This window comes from Romboutsia sp. MSSM.1001216sp_RTP31141st1_G3_RTP31141_220114 (assembly GCF_039031195.1).
Taxonomy (GTDB): domain Bacteria; phylum Bacillota; class Clostridia; order Peptostreptococcales; family Peptostreptococcaceae; genus Romboutsia_C; species Romboutsia_C hominis.
The window spans coordinates 56,731-75,150 of sequence record NZ_JBCIUO010000003.1; the positions used below are offsets into that span (position 1 = coordinate 56,731).

The following is an 18,420-nucleotide window of genomic DNA, read 5'->3' on the forward strand; positions in this document are numbered from 1 at the left end:
TTTTTAATATTACTATGTACTTATTTTTCCAAACTAAACAAGCTAGTTATCTAACTAGCTTGCTTAATTTCTTATTAAATTATATTAATCCAATTGTTGTATATCTTAATGCTGTGTTCCATCCAATCTACACTTATTCCTTTGTTCATATCATCTTCAATAAAATAATTTTTAGGTATATCTATATATATTTTTTTATTTCTATCCCTTAAATATTCTCTTTTCAAGCATTCTTTATCATACTCATGATGTCCAAATATATAATAGTCATTGTACTTCCCTTTTATAATATGCTCTATACCTTCATCTGTTGTCGATAATATTTTTATAGATTTACAATTTTTTAAATCCTTCCTATTTAATATAGTGTGCCTAGAATGAGCACATATAAAACCATTATTTATATTTTTGAGTATTTCATCATCACAAAGTATATTATGTTTATATACTCCAAATATCTTCTTATCGAGTATCTCTTTGTTTATTCCATATATATGATTTAAACAAGCCTGCGCTCCCCAGCATATACTTAACATACTTTTTAAATTTTTAATAGAATAATCAAATATATAATTTAATTCATCTATATATTTAACCTGTTTGAAATCTATTTTTTCAATAGGAGCTCCTGTAACTATAAGTCCATCTAAATCATCTTTTACTTCATCAAAGGTATAATAATTTTTCATCAAATATAGTCTATTACAATTTTTGTATACATGCGTTTTAAGCCTTATAAACTTTATATTTATATCCTCATTCATTTTTGAAAATAACTCTAATAAATGAGCTTCTGTCTCTACTTTATTAGGCATAAGATTTAATATACCTATAGTTTTATAATGAGGACTGATCTTACCTAAACTAGATTTTCTATATAGCTTTTTATTATAAATTTTGCTTTCTATTATACAATTATCTACAAATTTGGCTCCATTTATTTTTTTACAAAGATATACAGTCATATTATATTTCCTTAAGTGCTCTATCAAAGTCATTTATTAAGTCATCTATATTTTCTATTCCAACAGATACTCTAATCATCTCTAAACTAACTCCACACTTTATCTTATCTTCATCAGACAACTGGCTATGAGTAGTACTAGCAGGATGAAGTACTGATGTTTTATTAAATCCAAGATGTATTGCCAAATCTACTAATTTTAAAGATTTTATAAAAGTCTTAGCTTCATTTATTCCACCTTTTATACCAAATGTTAATATTCCACTTCCACCTTTTAAGTAAGTTTTTACTTTCTTATAATCTTCTCTACTTTCTAAGTATGGATAGTTTACCCAGCTTACTTTTTCATGATTTTCTAAATACTTTGCTAATACTAAAGTATTTTTACTATGTTTTTTCATTCTAAGATGAAGTGTTTCCACTCCTAGATTACTTAAAAATGCATTAAAAGGGCTCATTGTGCTACCTAAATCTCTAAGCAGTGATGCTCTTAACTTTGTTATATAAGCACTTTCCCTAAGTTCCTCAACATATTTAATATCATGACAACTAACACCTCCATCACTTAATAATGGATATTTCCCATTATCCCAATTAAAATTACCACAATCAACAACTATTCCTCCAAGTGCCACTGCATGACCATCTATATATTTTGATGTAGAATGTATAACTATATTTGCACCAAAATTTATAGGATTACATAAATACGGGCTTGCTACTGTATTGTCAACTATAAAAGGAATATCCCCCTTTTTAGCTATTTCACTTAATTTCTTAAAATCTAATATATCTAGTCCTGGATTTCCTATAGTTTCTCCATATATAGCTTTAGTATTTTCATCTACTAAGGATAGTATATATTCTTTATCATCATTATTGGATACAAATTTTGTTTCTATTCCAAAACTTCTAAGAGTTATATTAAATAAATTATAAGTTCCACCATATAGTGATGATACTGATATTATATTGTCTCCACTTTTGCATATATTTAAAATAGCTAAAAGCACCGCCGATTGTCCTGAACTAACTGCAACTGCTCCGACGCCACCTTCAAGATATGCTATTTTTTCTTCAAAATTTGCTACTGTTGGATTGCTTATTCTACTATACATATGGCCATCTGCTTTTAAATCAAATATATCTGCCACTAAGTCTGGATCTTCATATTTGAAGGTTGTACTTTGAACCAAAGGATACACCATAGGCTCCCCAACATTTGGTTTATATCCCCCTCTTACACATAAAGTTTACTTGTTATAATTTTTCATAAAAAAAGCCCCCTTTTATCTAGGAAGCCTTTTATTAACGCAACAAATCAATATGCCTTTTATCTCTCAGGAAAACTCCTGCAGGATTTAGCACAATTCTAACTAAGTTAGCTGTTGCCAGGCTTCATAGGGCCAGTCCCTCCACCATTCTTAATAAAAGACTTTCTATTTATTTTTATTATTTAATAAGTATTATATATTATAATTATCGAAATTATAATTTAATAAATTAATTTATATATATTTATATATATTTATATGTATATGTTCATAAAATATTTTATACTATAACTTACCATTTTTGCTTAATTATTGATTATTCCAAATTACTATATTCTATAAAATTTTGTCTAGTTTTGAGCTTTTACTACATATTTATTTCTAACCTCTTTAGGTAGAATATTCCATACATAAACTGCTAAAGAGAAATCTAACATACTATGTATTATAGTTCCAACTCCTATTAATCCTATAACAGATACTAAAAAACCTTGATTATAAAATCCTTCCGAAAGGTTTGATGAAAAATAAAAAGGTATAATTACTAAAACTTCTCCAATAGCATGAATTAATCCTATAACAAATGAATATCCTAAAGAACTTTTTATACTCTTTATAAGATCCCTATTTTTGTTTAAGTAAATACACCCAATACTAACAAATAATAAATGACTTAGTGCTCTAATTACAATTGGTAATGGGAAACCACCAAATAAAAAACCTATTGTAGTTCCAAGTGTTACAAATAGAGCAGTCTTTGATGATATAAACATAGCTATAAATATTGGTATATGACTAGCTAATGTAAAAGATGCCGGTTCTAATATTATTTTAATTGGTGAAAACATTGGTATAATAATTCCCATTGCACATAAAAGTGCTGATAATACAATATTTTTAGTTCTCATATCTCTCCTCCAAATATATTTTTTAATTTAGTATATTTAATTCATATTACATGTGTCTTTACATATATATTTACAGTTTAGTGACTAAATTTATAATTGTCAAATACTTTTTTATGTTTATTCATTTAAGCTTGCTTACATATATAAAATTAATTTATTCATATTTATAATTTTTTAATATTGATAATATCAACTAATATGCTATAATTTACATAAATTTTCAATGAGTGGTGATATTATGAATGAATATATTGGAATAATCATAAGAAATCAAAATGATAAGTTTTTACTTTGTGATGGAAGCTTTTATATAAAAACTAGATTAGATTCTAATAGGGATATTGAGGATATAATAAAAACTGAAATATATAACGTATTAGAAAAAGACATATTTAAGATAAGAAAAATTTTTGAAGAAAAAATCATTCATAGATATGAAGAAATAACACTTTACTTAGTTGATGTTGGAGTTTATACCAATGACTACGATTTTATATCAATAGACAAGATATTAAGTGAAATTATAAATTTTGATGATAAAAACTATTTTAATGAATATATATTAAAACCTGAAGAATACTCTAATATACTCTCAACTACATTTACTTTGCTTATGCTTGTTATCACAGTTAATATATTTCATTTACCACAATTTATACACAATATTTCTTCATATACTCTAAGTGGATTTTCACTTATTTTTATATATGCAATATTTAATAGATACTTAAAATCAAATTTAATAACATACTTATCTTACTTTAAATTTAATGTTAAAATTGCTAACTATATAACATCACTTTTACTAGTTATATATTGTATAATAACTTTATTTTAAATACTAGCTATATATATATGAATCTATAATCAAATTTTTAAGTAAAATATAGCACAAAAGCTACTTTAATTTTATATAATCTAAGGATTTTCTATTCTTTTACTACCAATTCATTCTTTACTTTATAAAGATTAAGCAGTATAATAATGCCAAATACATCAATTTATAATTTTTTATAAAATAAATATATAATAATAATTTTATAACCAATATAGACTTAACTAATAAAATTTATAGGTTACTTATCTTATTTCTTAAGCCATACAAATAAATTCATTTCAAAACACTTTACAAAAGACAACTTTAGGAGGATGACTTATGTGTTTAAAATTAAGAAAAATAGCAATAGTAGGTACGGGACTAGTTGGGTCTAGCTGTGGATTTGCACTAGTTAATCAATGTGTATGTGATGAACTTTTAATGATTGATATAAATGAAGAAAAAGCTAAAGGCGAAGCTTGGGATTTAACTCACGGAGTAGAATTTATGTCTCAAAGAACTAAAATAAGACAAGCAACATTTGCAGATTGTAGTGATGCTGATATTGTTATATTTACTGCAGGACCAGCACCTAAACAAGGTCAATCTAGACTTGATACTTTAGAAGTTAGTGCTTCTATATGTAACTCAGTAATTAAGGAAATAATGAAATCAGGATTTGATGGTTTCTTTGTAGTTGCTTCAAATCCAGTTGATATAATTTCATATCATATATGGAAGTTATCTGGACTTCCTAAAAACAGAATAATAGGAACAGGAACTACCATAGATTCATCAAGATTAAAAAACTTCTTATCTAAATATTTAGATGACGTAGACACAAGATCTATACATGCATATTCTATGGGTGAACATGGAGATTCTCAGATGGTTCCTTGGTCAAATGTTAGCATTGCAGGTAAACCTCTTCTAACCCTAATTGAAGAAAATGAAAAACTAAAAAAAGAAATAGATTTAGATTATTTAGTAGAAAAAACTGCTAAAGCTGGTTGGGAAGTATATAATAGAAAAGGTACTACTTACTATGGTATAGCTTCAGCAGTTGTTGGAATCATAAAATCAATATTTAGTAATGAAAGAAGAATTTTACCAGTTTCAGCTTTACTTGAAGGTGAATATGGAGAGACAGATGTGTATACAGGAGTCCCAACTATAATAGGTATAAATGGAGCTGAAAAAGTTATAGAAATTGATATGACTGAAGAAGAGAAGACTAAGTTTAAACATTCAAATAATATACTAAAACAATATTTAAAAAGCATTGGATATTAATTTATATATCTTAATAAAAAGTAAGGAGGAACGAATCGTTCCTCCTTACTTTTTATTAAAATTATATAGTTTTGTCTTATTTATAAAATACAATTTAGACTAATATAAATACCCTTTTTCAGTTAAAGAGGTTATAACTTGCTTATAAGTTTTTTCATCTTTGCACTTTATCGTATGAAGATGTACACCATCTGTTAAATGAGATAGAGGACTTGTTTCTTTTGAATTTAACTTTTCTATAAATTCTTTTACATCTCTTCTACATTCTAAGTGTAAATTGCCAATAATTTGACCATATATACTATGTTCTACTATTACATCTTCAACTATACCACCTTCATCAACTATAGTATTTAATTCATCTTCTATATCTTCTTTATCATGCTTGCAAGCTATAGTTTTTATTATATAATTGTCTTCTTTATTATCATTTAATATATATCCTCTTGGAGTAGATATAATATGGATGCCACTAGCTCTAAGAAGAGCAACATCTCCTACTATAACTTGTCTACTTACATTAAGTTCACTTGATAGTTTTGATCCACTCACAGCTTTATTTTTATTTTTTAGTAGATTTAATATCTTATCTCTTCTATCTGAACCTGTCATTTTAATACCTCTTTTCATATACATGTTATTTTTATTATATCTTAATAAAGGTTGCTTATCTATATGAAAATAGTATAAAATATCTATATTAAACTTGCATTTAGCCCATAATTATAAATATATATTTTCCTATTTAATATATAAATTTGATAATATTAATTACAACCACTGCATCCATGACAACCTTCACCTTTAGGCATATTATCGACATATATTATAAATCCGTTAGGTGTTTCCATAATTGTTACATCTTTATATTTTTCATAATCTAACCTATCCATGACAAAATGTAGATTATCTATAAAATACTCAACGTCAGATTCTTTTTTTTTATCTAATGCTAGATTAAATATTGCTCCACTGCATCCAAATCCTGCAAAATATATTCTTATTGTGCTCGGTTTATCTTTATTTTTTTCTATTATACTTTTTAATAAATCTATTGCAGATTTTGGTAAATTTACCTTCATATGTAGTCCCTCCATCTATTTATATATACTTATACTTATTCAATAAATAGATAATTGATGTTATTTAAAACTAAAAATTGATTGGTAATAATGAATTAATAACTAAGACTAAATATAAAAGTATAATAATGATATTTAACCATTTATATATGAACAATATAGCTATAAATTCTCGAATCAGAGCGCTTGGGAGAAAATAAAAAGCTGTAGGAGCTCCTACCCCATTTGCCTTTAATCCAGCCTTACGAGCAAATATTGATGCACGGAATACATGATAATTATTAGTTACAAAAATACATTTATAATTACCTGATTTATCCATAATTGCCTTAGAAAACTTCATGTTCTCATACGTTGTTGTGGATTTATCCTCAGCAATAATATCTTCATTATTTATACCTTGTGATATTAAGTATTTTTTCATAGCATATGCTTCTGAAACTAACTCATCTGGACCTTGACCTCCAGATACAATTATCTTAGGTAAATTCCCTCTGTCTTTTTGATCTTTATATATCAATTCCTTTATCTAATCTACTTTTTAAAAGAGGTGGTACTCTATCTCCAATCAATCCAGAACCAAGAACTATTATATAATTTATATTGTTTCTTACTGGTATCACTTGGTATATATATGAATAAATTAAATAGCTTATAAACATAAATCCTAAATATACTGACATTACGATTATTGATATAATAACCATATAAGTAAACATATTTAATTTATTACCATGATATATCAACACGTAACTAAGAAATATCATAATAAATATATATACCTATAATTAGCGAAAGAAGATTTGCTAACTTTTTCCCCTCTTTTTTTATCATACTTCTTCCATTTTTAATAAATAAAAATGCACATATTACTACTAATATAGGTATTAACCCATAGACTATTAAAAGTATTAAAGTGTTAGCAATATTACTTTTATCTGATAAAGTTGCTAATGTATAAAAAGTTATTCCTAAAAATCCAATTATTAATATAAGCCCTGTTAGAAAACTTCTTTTTTCTACTAGAAATAAAATTGTACCTGATAAAATTATGATTATACTGGTAAACAATAAGGTATTCATATTCATCCTTTCTTAATAAAGATAATTTTTTATCTTTTTCTAAATCTTACTATTTATTTAGAAAAAAGATAAAATATATCATTTTCATTATTATTTGAGAATAATTTATTCTCTTTTATCTGTAATATAGCTTTATCTGATTTTGAATTTTCTTTAAATTCATATCCTTTAACTGTAACTATTTTATTTTCACTGTCTTTTTCTAATTTGTTATACAAATTATCACTTATAATAATTTGACTTTTGAATAGACCTGTAATTAATATTTTTTTATCTACTACGCTTACTACTTTTAAATTGTTGTTTTCTACTTTATAATTAGTTAATTCTTTTAACTCATTCATATACTTAAAGTTTTTTATACCATCATATCTTGGTATTATTGCGGCCTCTTTATCATTTACCCTTACCTTCTCTAAATCTAATTTATTAGCTAATTTATTATATTCAGACTCTTTAATAACCATATTATTATTATCATCAACTTTAAGCATCTCAAAGTTTATTTCTTCAAATTTACACTTATTACTATTTAAGCTTTTCTCTATTGTATCAATTTGATCTTTTTCTCTTTTATTCCCTTCTATTGATATATAAGTTAATGGATAAGTTAAATCATCGTCTATAAAATTATCATATACAAATTTCCCTCCTATTAAAATTACTGCAGCTGAAAGTAATCCTACTATCGTTCTTTTACTAAGTTTCATAAATAATTCTCCTTTTATTTTTATATATGATTATATTATTATAAAACTTAAAATCTACATATTGATTTATCTTTCATAAAGATTACAAATTTGTAAGGTAAGATTATTAATAATATTTTAGCTAATTCAATATATTAGTAATAAAAAATTTACTTCGCCTAAGCGACGTGTCAGTGAAACACTTTGTGTCGCCCACAATTTTTGAAGTATCATAATTTTCTTAAGTTTAAAAAGAGGCTTTTATATAAAAGCCTCTCTCATTTTTATTAATTTTTTATGTTCCACAATAAGTTCTATAAGAGCAGTTCGATGGTTTAGGTAACTTTGAATACTCTTCTTGCTCTTTTGAATGCTCATATGGTTTTGAAATAGCATTGATAAGATTTATCATAAATTCAAAGTTGCCTTTATCAGCAGCTTCTAAAGCTTCTTCTACTCTATAATTTCTTGGAATTACTGCTGGATTAGATTTCTTCATTAATTTAAGTATTTCCTCTTCTGAACTAGACTGTCTCTTGAGTCTTTCCTTCCAAATATTATACCAATTTTTAAATTCTTCACTACTAAACATACCTTTTTTGCTATTTTTATTAAATGTTAGCTCTATAAAAGTATTAGTATAATCTTCATTATATTTTTCCATCATATTAAGTAAATCTTCAATTATAGATTTATCTTGTTCCTCTTTATTAAATATTCCAAGCTTTGATCTCATTATTGATAGCCAATTTATATAATATAAATTTGAAAATTCAGAAACAGCATCTTGAGCTATTTTTATAGCTTCTTTTTGATCTTCATGTAATAATGGTAATAATGCTTCTGCAAGTCTACATAAATTCCACTCGGCCATAATTGGTTGATTTTTATATGCATAACGACCCTGAGTATCTATAGAACTAAATACAGTATTAGGGTTATATGTGTCCATAAATGCACAAGGACCATAGTCAATAGTTTCTCCACTAATAGTCATATTATCAGTGTTCATAACACCATGTATAAATCCAACGCTTTGCCATTTACTAACTAAGCTTGCATGTACTTTTATAACTTCCTTTAGTAAATTAATGTATTTATCTTCATCATCAGCTATATGTGGAAAGTGTCTTTTTAATGAATAATCTGCTAAAGCCTTAATATCACTTGTACTTCCAAAATTTGCTGCATACTCAAATGTTCCAAATCTAATATGACTAGATGCAATACGAGTAAGTATTGCTCCTTGTTTTATATCTTCTCGAATTACAGATTCACCAGTTTTAATTACTGCCAAGCTGCGGGTAGTTGGAATACCTAAACCATACATAGCTTCACTTATTATATATTCACGAAGCATAGGGCCAAGTACTGCCATCCCATCTCCTCGGCGAGAGTATGGTGTTTTACCAGAGCCTTTAAGTTGAATATCATATCTTTCACCACTTGGTGTTATTTGTTCACCGATTAATAATGCTCTTCCATCTCCCAGCATTGTAAAATACCCAAATTGATGTCCTGCATAAGCCTGTGCAATAAAAGCGCCTTCTTCTATTTTTTTGTTACCTGCAAGTATTGATACTCCTTCATCACTTTTAAGAGCATCGCTATTAAGCCCCAAAGATTTTGATAATGGATAGTTTAGGATAACTAATTTTGGTGAACTTACTTTATTTAAATCAACTTTACTAAAAAATATTTTAGGCAAAGTCATATAGCTATTATCTAAGTTCCATCCTACTTTTATAGTTTCTTTATTATTAGTCATTTTTTCTCCTATCTATATAATATTTTAGTTTTTAATTTATATTATATTAAATTTTATATACTCTATTATTTATATATTATTTTCACTCTTTGTTTTTTTATTTATTATTTATAAATTAACCTTATATCTATGTGTTCAGATCTATAATATTTGCTTCTTGTATATACTTATCTATTATCTCTTTTGCTATATTAAAATAACTTATACATTTATCAATTATAGCTGCATCGCTACTAACTACTCTATCTAACTTATCTAGTATTATATCTGCATTGTTAACTAATACAACATCAGTATTAAATTTCCAATTTTTTGTATGATCTAATATTTTATATTTTAGATTACCAGAATTAGAAACTGGAGAATCTAAATAAAATATAACTTCGCTAGGATCATATTCATTAAAAAACATTCCAATTAAATTTAATGCTTCTTCTGTTTTATCTATGATTTTATAAGTTCCTCTAAGCCCTGCTAAATCCCTAATATTTTCATCAGTTCCTATGATTAATGTTCCTTTAGATAATGCGACTTCTAGTGTTATTATCAAGTTGAATCCATCTATATATATAGTTCCTTCACTTACCTTATCTATTGGAAGTTTTTTAGATTCTCTTATCATTTTCTTTTTATAAGAACATACAGATCTTTTTATAGCATCCCTTTGTCTTATTGAGAATTGATATTTATTTGAAACAAAATTTACTACCGGTTCTATTTTATAATCTCTATTTATCAACCATTCTACTTCTTCTTTAGCTTTTTTTAGTTTCATCAATTCTTTATCAGAAAACCATCTTTTATCATTTTCATCAAATCCACGCCTAGATATTTTAGCCATATTATATTTTACCCCTTATTATATAAAATTCGTTTCGTTCATGTCGCCAATGTCTTTGTACGTTGATCAAAATATTATTTATTACTTTTTATTTAATATATCTAAGTAATCAAATAAAGTAAATTTATCTTCACTAACAAAGCTACCTAGTCTATCCTTAGCCAAAGATATATACCAATCCTTATCAAGCTTATCTGGTATATCTTTATTTATAATATTACTATTATCTATAAATACTCTATCAGGAGTATAACTTATCTTCTCTAGCTTATTATCTGACTTCATTTTCATAACAGCAAAATCTAAATTCGACTTACTGGCAAATACCCTAAGGACTTTTAATTTTATCTCTTCGCTACCATATACAGCATGACTATATTTGCCAGTTATCTTAACACATTTTTGAAAATCTATAAGCTTATTAGAGTTATTTATAGTAGTTTCTATATCTACATCATTAATTAACTTTTCTTTCAAAGCTTTATTAACTATAGGTAAATCATTATCTATTAAACTTAATTTCTTTACATAAGTACCTTTACTTTTAATATTACCATCCTCTTTTATATAAATATAATTATTAACATCTTTTTGTATAATATTCTTTATAAAATCATGTTCTAAATCCATCCTAGTTCTTTTGCACCATTTGCTACAAATATCTAAGTATTTATCTACATCTTCCTTAGAACTAAACTTAAACATAACTCCATCAGTATTGCCTTGTATAAATTCTGCACTGCTTCCAAACTCCAATTCTACCTTTTCTATAAGGTCTAATAGTAAAAGTTGTCCATTTACGCATATAGATATTCCTTGTCTAGGGTCATAAAGTTCATTATTAATATCCATACAGGCACCATAAGTGCTATTTAATACTAGTTTAAGAGATTTTTCTATAGGATTATTTTCTTTTTTAAATTTAATTCTAGTATCCCTTATTTCTTTGTACTTAGAAGGTTTTTTTACATTTCTACTAAGTAAATCATATTCTATCATTATAGAAGGATAAAAAGAGCTTACATCTGAGTTTACTATAAAGTCTTCCCCTTCATATTTTTTTCTAGCAGAGTGAAGTCCTCCCCAACCAAAATCAGTTTCAATTCCATATACATTAGTTCTTAGATATTTTTTTAAATCTCTATTATTATAATTTTCATACCAATCTTTTATATGATTATATTTACTAAGCTTTAAAGTATTGACTATATCAAATTCATTAGTATCATTCCTATCGTAATTAGGCTTTTTTGCACCTAGTATATATGCACTTAGTTGAGCTTCTGTTTTATTAAACATATCTTTATCTAAATTAAAGTATTCTATAAGCCCTAACTGTGCTTCATATTTATAATAAATCTGTTCAAATACTTTATAAGTCATTCTTACATCATGTAAACAATAAGATGTTAACTCATCTATTTCTTTTTTTGTTGGATATCTATCTAAATCAAAAGATACACTACTTTCTCTTATATCTTCTCCCATAAATAATTCAAGCTCTTTTAAACTTCTATAACTGTCACTTATCTCAAATATATATAAAGGTATCTTGTGTAAGTTTCTATCTATTTTCCATCCTGACACTTTTCGTTCAACAAGCTTATACGATACATCACAAGGATCTATGCCTGCTATTATTGACTTTAATATCCACTGATCGTATCCTCTTATATTATATCCTACCCATACTGATTCTTTATTTTTGTTAAATACTCTTAAAAGTTCTTCTCTATTATTTATTATAATATGTTCTTTTTGCGTTTTATAATCTTTCATACAGCACATCCAAAACCCTGCTTTAGATAGTACTTCAAAGTCTATTATTATACGTCTTCTTTCTTTTGCCATTAGCTCACGCCCTAAATTATATTTTGTTATATATTATACCCAATTTTTATATACCTCTAAATGTTTACTATAAGTTTATCCTCATCTTATTTTTAAGCGTGAATAAATGCTTGTTCAAATAGTAATTAACCTTTTCTTATTTTACGATAAAAAAAACTAATTTATAACCTTTATATAATCTGTGTATACTTCTCCTTTTAAACCATTTGGTCTTACTATCTTTATTAAATAGTAATCATCATCTAATTCTTCATATTCTTTAACAAAATAATTTCCTATTAATTCATTAAATTCATTGTATTTTAAATTTTTCTTTTTAAGGTATTTTTCTAGTATTTCTAATTCTTCTTTCATTTTTCACCTCTAGTATTTACCCCTATGTATCAATTTAATATTCCTTAAAACAAATTATATATCTTATCATTATATTTTATATCCTTTATTTATCTCCAGAACTTATCACAACAATTCTTAACGTCTTCACTTTTTCTAACTCTAATATTATCTCTCCAATCAGATGAAAATAAACTTTGATACCTTCTTTGCTAATACCTATTGTCTAAGAGAAGTATTACTCCTTTATCTCTATTAGTTCTTATACATCTTCTAGCTCCTTGAAGTACCTTAGTCATATAATCCATAATTCTTTGCTTGCTCTAAATATAGTGGATTTGTATTTTCATCTATTCTACCTTCTACTATTATGTCTAAACCTTCATATATAAAAGCATGCTTTATAGGTACTTCTGGTGTATAGTTTTCGCCATATAATTTTTTAACCCTTTTGTTCCCTCTAATTCCTTCTATTGCTTTTTCTCAACCTAACTATCTATTATCTATACTTCCTCGCCTCATTATAAATCCAACTAAGTTTCTTAGTGATATCTTTATATTATTCATATTAGTTTTCTTTTTATTAAAAAAATACCCTACATTATAGACTTATTATCTATAACATAGAGTATTTATATTAACTATTTTTTTTCATGTATTCTATAGCCTTTAATGTACCCATCTTAGAATGGTCAAATGTAAGTCCACCTTGGAAATATACATTATATGGAGGCTTTATAGGAGCATCTGCACTTAATTCTATAGAAGAACCTTGTATAAATGCACCTGCTGCCATTATAACATCGCTATCATATCCTGGCATTGCCCAAGGTACTGGCTTAACATATGAATCAACTGGTGCCGCTGCTTGTATTCCTTGACAGAATGCTATAACCTCATCAGCATTTTTAAGTCTAACTATTTGTATTATATCACTTCTTGGATCATCATACTTTGGAAGAACTTCATATCCTAACTTTTCAAACATTCTAGCACAGTATATTGCACCCATAACAGCTTGGCTAACTACATATGGAGCCATAAAGAATCCTTGAAGTACAGTTCTACTAGTACCAAATGTTAATCCACATTCTTTACCTATACCAGGAGAAGTTAATCTATATGATATAAGTTCTACTAAGTCTTTTCTTCCTACTATATATCCACCTGTTAGAGCAAGTCCACCACCTGGATTTTTTATAAGTGATCCTGCCATTATATCAGCACCTACATCTGTTGGCTCTTTAGTTTCTATAAATTCCCCATAACAGTTATCAACCATAACTATTACTTCAGGCTTTACACTTCTTACAGTATCTATTATCTCTTTTATATCTTCTATTGTTAAAGATTTTCTCCAAGAATATCCTTTAGACCTTTGTATCATTACAAGTTTAGTTTTATCATTTACCTTTTCTTTAATTCCTTCTAAGTCAACATTTCCATCTTCTAAGAAATCTACTTGGTTATAAGTTACTCCAAACTCTTTTAAAGAACCTTTTTCTTCTCTTATACCTATTACACCTTCTAATGTATCATATGGTTTCCCAGTAACTGATAATATCTCATCACCTGGTCTAACTATACCTTGTAAGCAAAGAGTTAGTGCATGAGTTCCATTAACTATTATAGGTCTAACTATTGCATCTTCTGCATTAAATACACTTGCATATATTTCTTCTATTTTTTCACGTCCAATATCATTGTATCCATACCCAGTTGTCCAGTTAAAGTGATTATCACTTAAGTTGGCTTCCTGCATTGCTTTTAATACTTTATATTGATTATATTCTCTTATTTTTTTTATTTCTTCAAATCTTGGTTCTATCTCTTTTATAACTTCTTCAGATAAGTTGAATGTTTCATCATCTAATCCGTAGAAACTTTGTAATAATTCTTTTGTTTCCTTTAGCATATTTTCCACCTGTCTTATTTATTTTAACAATCAAATTTTATCATATTGAATTTTTTAATGCAAATTAAAAAGTAAATTCACTAATATCTTCAAAAATATTTTACATTTATAATTAAATAAAAAAGGCTAACACATGTTAGCCTTTTATCTATCTAAGTTTATTTTTGCATATTTGGATTTTGTAAATTAATAGGTCTTGCAGGTATTATAGTTGATACCGCATGCTTATATATCATATTTTGTTGCTTGTTCTCGCCTTCTAATAATATTATATAACTATCAAACCCCTTAACTAAACCTTTTACTTGAACTCCATTCATTAAAAATATAGTTACAGGTGTTTTATCTTTTCTAGCATTATTTAAAAACATATCCTGTAAATTTAATACGGCATTTTTCATTTGTATATATCCTCCCGAGATCTTAATTAAATTTTAAAGATTAATATATTTTAATTTATTTTATACTATTCCTCTATACTCTATTTTATACAAGTTGTAATCTTTTTTCAATATAGTTATTTACTTCTTTTTCCAATTCTTTTTTATCACTATATTCATCTAGATTAAACCATTTCGCATCTTTATACCTTCTAAACCATGTTAATTGACGTTTTGCATATCTTCTAGAATCTCTTTTTATAATTTCTACTGCTTCGTCAAGAGTGTACTCTCCATCTAAATACTTTATTATCTCTTTGTAACCAATTCCTTGCATAGATATCATATCCTTAGTATATCCCCTAGATAAAAGATTTTTAACCTCATCTATAAGTCCACAATCCATCATTATATCTACTCTTTTGTTTATTCTTTCATATAAATGTTCTCTTTCTCTATTTAAAACTATTATTATCGGTTCATATTTTTCATTAAATCTTAAGTCATTAGAAAAATCATTCATTTTTTCTCCGCTAAGACATACTTCTAATGCTCTTATAACTCTTTTTGTATTATTTTTGTGTATTCTATCCGCCGCATCACTATCTAGTTCTTTTAGTTTTTGATGCATATAATCTATTCCATTTTCTTTTAATTCTTGCTGTAATTTATCTCTTAATTCGTTGTTTGCATCAGATTTTGCAAAATCCATATTGTATATTAATGAGTTTAGATATAATCCCGTACCACCAGTTACTAAAACATTTTTACCTTCTTGATGTATTTTTTCTATATATTTGTTTGCTCGACTTTGAAATTCCGACACCGAAAAAGCATAGTTAGGTTTTACTTCATCTATCAAATAATGAGTTACACCGTTCATTTCCTCTTTAGTTACCTTCGCACTTCCTATATCCATATACTCATATATTTGCATAGAATCTGCTGAAATAATATCAGCATCTAAGGACTTTGCTAAATTTATTGATAATTCTGTTTTACCAACAGCTGTTGGTCCTGTAAGTATTATAAGTGGAATCTTTTTCATAATTACCTTCCTATCTACATAATTCTTTTGAACATTTTTTCTATTTCTTTTTTAGAAATCTCTACTAATACTGGTCTACCATGAGGACAAGTAAAAGGATTTTCACAAGCTTCCATCTGACTAAATAAGCTATTTATTTCTACATTTTTTATCTTATCATTAGCTTTTATAGCTGATCTACAAGCCATTGATGCAAACTTTTCTCCTTTTAGTTCATAGTTATTATTTATATCTTCTATATTGTCTATTATTTGTAGTATAAATTTCTCACTTTCAGGGACTCCAAATACAGTTGGTACACATCTTATCATTATATGATTATTACCAAAGATTTCAATTTCAAACCCAAATTTCATAAATAATTCCAAGTTTTTCTCTACCTGAAGCATATCTACATTTGATAACTCTAATATTATTGGATCTAGTAACATTTGCATACTTATATCACTTTTATAAAACTTGTCCATATACCTTTCGTATAAGACCTTTTCATGTGCTGCATGTTGATCTAGCAAATACATAGAATTTCCTTTGGACATTACTATATAAGTATCAAATATAGTTCCTAATACTTTGTATTCACTTAAAGAGAATTTACTTTTTTCCTCTTTAAAAAATCCTTCTTGAATACTTTCACTATCACTTGTTATAGATAAATCATTTATATTAGTAGTGTTTAATATATTGTTTTCTAAACTTTTTTGTAAGCTATCATTTTTATCTTCATCTAACTTACTTATTTCCTCTATAGAAAATGTTTTGTCTAAATTTATCTTTCCTTCTATTAAAAATTCATTATTTGAATCCTTAGTTAATTTAATATCGTCATCTATATAGATTTTAGGTGTATTTTCTTTTATAACATCCTCTTTAGTACTTTCTTCGTTGTATAAAATATTTTTGTTTTCATGTGAAACATTTATATTTTTGTCGTTTGATGTTTTACTTTTTAATACATCATCTAATCCTAAAAAATTATCTATAGGTTTTTGACTGTCTAATTCTACTACCTCTATCTTATCCATAGCTATATCATCTAAATTAACTTTGCCTTCTTTTTTATTTAGTATACTACTTTTATTATCTACTGCATTAATTTTATCTAAATTATTTATACTATCGCTAGCTTCATATTTTCCTATTAAATGATTGTTAAGTAATGTTCTTCTTATTAAATCTCTAAGTTCTATATATACTTCTTTTTCATTTTCAAACTTTACCTCAAGTTTTGTTGGATGTATATTAACATCTATACTACCTGGATTAATTTTTATATCTAAAAAGCATACAGCATGTTTATTTATAGGTATTATACCTTTATAAGCTTCATTTATAGCATCTAATATAATTTTACTTTTAACAAATCTATTGTTTATATATATATGCTGAAGGTTTTTATTTGAACGATACACATTATTATCTCCAACATAACCTTTTATTTCAAAGTTATCACTTTTATATTTAAGCTTAACTAAATTTTCACATACATCTTTTCCATATATACTTCTTATGGCGCTAATTAATCTATTATCTCCAGGTGTATTTAACATAGGTTTGTTGTTATTTATATATTTAAATTGAATATTAGGATTTCCTATAGCTAATTTGTTTATTAAATCACTTATATTTATAGTTTCAGCATGATTTGATTTTAAGAACTTTTGTCTAGCTGGAGTATTAAAGAATATATCTTTTATTATGATAGTAGTTCCATTAGAACATCCTACTGGTTCCTTAGATATAATCTTTCCACCCTCAACTATAACCTTGGTTCCTATTGATTCTTCCTTAGTTTTTGTTATCATTTCAAGCTTACTTACCGCACTTATAGATGCTAGTGCCTCTCCTCTAAAACCTAGGGAATATAAGTCATATAAATCATCAATTTTCTCAATTTTGCTTGTTGCATGTCTTAAAAATGACTTATCAACTTCACTAGAGGCTATACCACAACCATTATCAGTTATTCTTATTAACTTTTTACCACCGTCAATAATCTCAACTATTACTTTAGTACTTCCTGCATCTATACTATTTTCAACTAATTCCTTAACAACAGAAGATGGTCTTTCAACCACTTCTCCTGCTGCTATTTTATTTATAGTTAAATCGTCTAAGATGTTAATTCTATTCATATTTATTCCTCCCTTATCAAACCTTTAGTTTAGTAAGGT

At 26.4% G+C, this 18,420-nt stretch carries 18 protein-coding genes, 1 pseudogene and 1 riboswitch; of the genes and pseudogenes, 2 read left to right on the forward strand and 17 right to left on the reverse strand.

What is annotated here, in order from left to right; genetic code table 11:
• Positions 1 to 74: 74 nt before the first annotated feature.
• The 3 genes and pseudogenes from ABCP60_RS07160 to ABCP60_RS07170 form a co-directional block, all read right to left on the reverse strand.
• The gene (locus ABCP60_RS07160; RefSeq protein WP_195238154.1) at positions 75 to 965 is read right to left on the reverse strand and encodes a homoserine O-succinyltransferase; all 891 of its coding nucleotides are present in this window, start codon (positions 963 to 965) and stop codon (positions 75 to 77) included.
• 1 nt (position 966) lies between these two features.
• Positions 967 to 2,205 (reverse strand): annotated as a pseudogene (locus tag ABCP60_RS07165) (O-acetylhomoserine aminocarboxypropyltransferase/cysteine synthase family protein); the annotation flags it as partial.
• Positions 2,206 to 2,294: 89 nt separating this feature from the next.
• A riboswitch (SAM riboswitch) is annotated at positions 2,295 to 2,398 on the reverse strand.
• Positions 2,399 to 2,588: 190 nt separating this feature from the next.
• Positions 2,589 to 3,146, reverse strand: coding sequence for a hypothetical protein (locus tag ABCP60_RS07170; RefSeq protein WP_195928612.1), 558 nt, complete (start codon positions 3,144 to 3,146; stop codon positions 2,589 to 2,591).
• Between the two features lie 238 nt (positions 3,147 to 3,384).
• On the opposite strand from ABCP60_RS07170, the gene ABCP60_RS07175 reads away from it, so the two are divergent.
• On the forward strand, positions 3,385 to 3,984 hold the full coding sequence (locus tag ABCP60_RS07175; RefSeq protein ID WP_195928613.1) for a hypothetical protein: 600 nt from the start codon (positions 3,385 to 3,387) through the stop codon (positions 3,982 to 3,984).
• Positions 3,985 to 4,302: 318 nt separating this feature from the next.
• A complete protein-coding gene (locus ABCP60_RS07180; protein WP_195928614.1) occupies positions 4,303 to 5,256 on the forward strand; it encodes an L-lactate dehydrogenase in 954 nt (317 codons plus the stop codon).
• Between the two features lie 99 nt (positions 5,257 to 5,355).
• Here the strand turns inward: ABCP60_RS07180 and ABCP60_RS07185 are convergent, their stop codons facing one another.
• The 14 genes from ABCP60_RS07185 to mutL form a co-directional block, all read right to left on the reverse strand.
• Positions 5,356 to 5,868: a transcription repressor NadR gene (locus ABCP60_RS07185; RefSeq protein WP_092925459.1), complete on the reverse strand. Its 513-nt coding sequence runs from the start codon at positions 5,866 to 5,868 to the stop codon at positions 5,356 to 5,358.
• A 155-nt stretch (positions 5,869 to 6,023) separates the two neighbouring features.
• On the reverse strand, positions 6,024 to 6,338 hold the full coding sequence (locus tag ABCP60_RS07190; RefSeq protein ID WP_343101533.1) for a Fe-S cluster assembly protein HesB: 315 nt from the start codon (positions 6,336 to 6,338) through the stop codon (positions 6,024 to 6,026).
• Positions 6,339 to 6,408: 70 nt separating this feature from the next.
• Complete coding sequence (locus ABCP60_RS07195; RefSeq protein WP_176698673.1) at positions 6,409 to 6,858, reverse strand: YdcF family protein; 450 nt, start codon at positions 6,856 to 6,858, stop codon at positions 6,409 to 6,411.
• Positions 6,848 to 7,057 carry a hypothetical protein gene (locus ABCP60_RS07200; protein ID WP_141664385.1) on the reverse strand — a complete coding sequence of 70 codons (210 nt, stop codon included), beginning with the start codon at positions 7,055 to 7,057 and terminating at the stop codon, positions 6,848 to 6,850. The genes ABCP60_RS07195 and ABCP60_RS07200 overlap by 11 nt, the downstream gene beginning before the upstream one ends.
• Before the next feature lie 34 nt (positions 7,058 to 7,091).
• Entirely contained in the window at positions 7,092 to 7,421 is a 330-nt protein-coding gene (locus tag ABCP60_RS07205; RefSeq protein WP_092925451.1) for a hypothetical protein, read from the reverse strand.
• A gap of 53 nt (positions 7,422 to 7,474) precedes the next feature.
• Positions 7,475 to 8,131, reverse strand: a complete 657-nt coding sequence (locus tag ABCP60_RS07210) for a hypothetical protein (RefSeq protein WP_166505553.1) — start codon at positions 8,129 to 8,131, stop codon at positions 7,475 to 7,477.
• 274 nt (positions 8,132 to 8,405) lie between these two features.
• Positions 8,406 to 9,878: a YdiU family protein gene (locus ABCP60_RS07215; protein ID WP_343101534.1), complete on the reverse strand. Its 1,473-nt coding sequence runs from the start codon at positions 9,876 to 9,878 to the stop codon at positions 8,406 to 8,408.
• Positions 9,879 to 10,005: 127 nt separating this feature from the next.
• On the reverse strand, positions 10,006 to 10,719 hold the full coding sequence (locus tag ABCP60_RS07220; RefSeq protein ID WP_166505555.1) for a DUF434 domain-containing protein: 714 nt from the start codon (positions 10,717 to 10,719) through the stop codon (positions 10,006 to 10,008).
• 81 nt (positions 10,720 to 10,800) lie between these two features.
• Positions 10,801 to 12,570 carry a hypothetical protein gene (locus tag ABCP60_RS07225; protein ID WP_343101535.1) on the reverse strand — a complete coding sequence of 590 codons (1,770 nt, stop codon included), beginning with the start codon at positions 12,568 to 12,570 and terminating at the stop codon, positions 10,801 to 10,803.
• Positions 12,571 to 12,726: 156 nt separating this feature from the next.
• Positions 12,727 to 12,924: a hypothetical protein gene (locus ABCP60_RS07230; protein ID WP_092925443.1), complete on the reverse strand. Its 198-nt coding sequence runs from the start codon at positions 12,922 to 12,924 to the stop codon at positions 12,727 to 12,729.
• A 616-nt stretch (positions 12,925 to 13,540) separates the two neighbouring features.
• Positions 13,541 to 14,818: a methionine gamma-lyase family protein gene (locus tag ABCP60_RS07235; RefSeq protein ID WP_092925439.1), complete on the reverse strand. Its 1,278-nt coding sequence runs from the start codon at positions 14,816 to 14,818 to the stop codon at positions 13,541 to 13,543.
• Positions 14,819 to 14,976: 158 nt separating this feature from the next.
• Positions 14,977 to 15,219, reverse strand: a complete 243-nt coding sequence (gene hfq, locus ABCP60_RS07240; RefSeq protein WP_092925437.1) for an RNA chaperone Hfq — start codon at positions 15,217 to 15,219, stop codon at positions 14,977 to 14,979.
• 85 nt (positions 15,220 to 15,304) lie between these two features.
• Positions 15,305 to 16,246 carry a tRNA (adenosine(37)-N6)-dimethylallyltransferase MiaA gene (miaA, locus tag ABCP60_RS07245; protein ID WP_343101536.1) on the reverse strand — a complete coding sequence of 314 codons (942 nt, stop codon included), beginning with the start codon at positions 16,244 to 16,246 and terminating at the stop codon, positions 15,305 to 15,307.
• A 14-nt stretch (positions 16,247 to 16,260) separates the two neighbouring features.
• On the reverse strand, positions 16,261 to 18,381 hold the full coding sequence (mutL, locus tag ABCP60_RS07250; protein ID WP_166505557.1) for a DNA mismatch repair endonuclease MutL: 2,121 nt from the start codon (positions 18,379 to 18,381) through the stop codon (positions 16,261 to 16,263).
• Between the last annotated feature and the right edge of the window lie 39 nt (positions 18,382 to 18,420).

Bases quoted from the DNA above. Each gene is read 5' to 3' on its own strand.
- ABCP60_RS07160 (WP_195238154.1), bottom strand. From the start codon at position 965: ATGACTGTATATCTTTGTAAAAAAATAAATGGAGCCAAATTTGTAGAT.
- ABCP60_RS07170 (WP_195928612.1), bottom strand. From the start codon at position 3,146: ATGAGAACTAAAAATATTGTATTATCAGCACTTTTATGTGCAATGGGA.
- ABCP60_RS07175 (WP_195928613.1), top strand. From the start codon at position 3,385: ATGAATGAATATATTGGAATAATCATAAGAAATCAAAATGATAAGTTT.
- ABCP60_RS07180 (WP_195928614.1), top strand. From the start codon at position 4,303: ATGTGTTTAAAATTAAGAAAAATAGCAATAGTAGGTACGGGACTAGTT.
- ABCP60_RS07185 (WP_092925459.1), bottom strand. From the start codon at position 5,868: ATGACAGGTTCAGATAGAAGAGATAAGATATTAAATCTACTAAAAAAT.
- ABCP60_RS07190 (WP_343101533.1), bottom strand. From the start codon at position 6,338: ATGAAGGTAAATTTACCAAAATCTGCAATAGATTTATTAAAAAGTATA.
- ABCP60_RS07200 (WP_141664385.1), bottom strand. From the start codon at position 7,057: ATGTTTACTTATATGGTTATTATATCAATAATCGTAATGTCAGTATAT.
- ABCP60_RS07205 (WP_092925451.1), bottom strand. From the start codon at position 7,421: ATGAATACCTTATTGTTTACCAGTATAATCATAATTTTATCAGGTACA.
- ABCP60_RS07210 (WP_166505553.1), bottom strand. From the start codon at position 8,131: ATGAAACTTAGTAAAAGAACGATAGTAGGATTACTTTCAGCTGCAGTA.
- ABCP60_RS07215 (WP_343101534.1), bottom strand. From the start codon at position 9,878: ATGACTAATAATAAAGAAACTATAAAAGTAGGATGGAACTTAGATAAT.
- ABCP60_RS07220 (WP_166505555.1), bottom strand. From the start codon at position 10,719: ATGGCTAAAATATCTAGGCGTGGATTTGATGAAAATGATAAAAGATGG.
- ABCP60_RS07225 (WP_343101535.1), bottom strand. From the start codon at position 12,570: ATGGCAAAAGAAAGAAGACGTATAATAATAGACTTTGAAGTACTATCT.
- ABCP60_RS07230 (WP_092925443.1), bottom strand. From the start codon at position 12,924: ATGAAAGAAGAATTAGAAATACTAGAAAAATACCTTAAAAAGAAAAAT.
- ABCP60_RS07235 (WP_092925439.1), bottom strand. From the start codon at position 14,818: ATGCTAAAGGAAACAAAAGAATTATTACAAAGTTTCTACGGATTAGAT.
- hfq (WP_092925437.1), bottom strand. From the start codon at position 15,219: ATGAAAAATGCCGTATTAAATTTACAGGATATGTTTTTAAATAATGCT.
- miaA (WP_343101536.1), bottom strand. From the start codon at position 16,246: ATGAAAAAGATTCCACTTATAATACTTACAGGACCAACAGCTGTTGGT.
- mutL (WP_166505557.1), bottom strand. From the start codon at position 18,381: ATGAATAGAATTAACATCTTAGACGATTTAACTATAAATAAAATAGCA.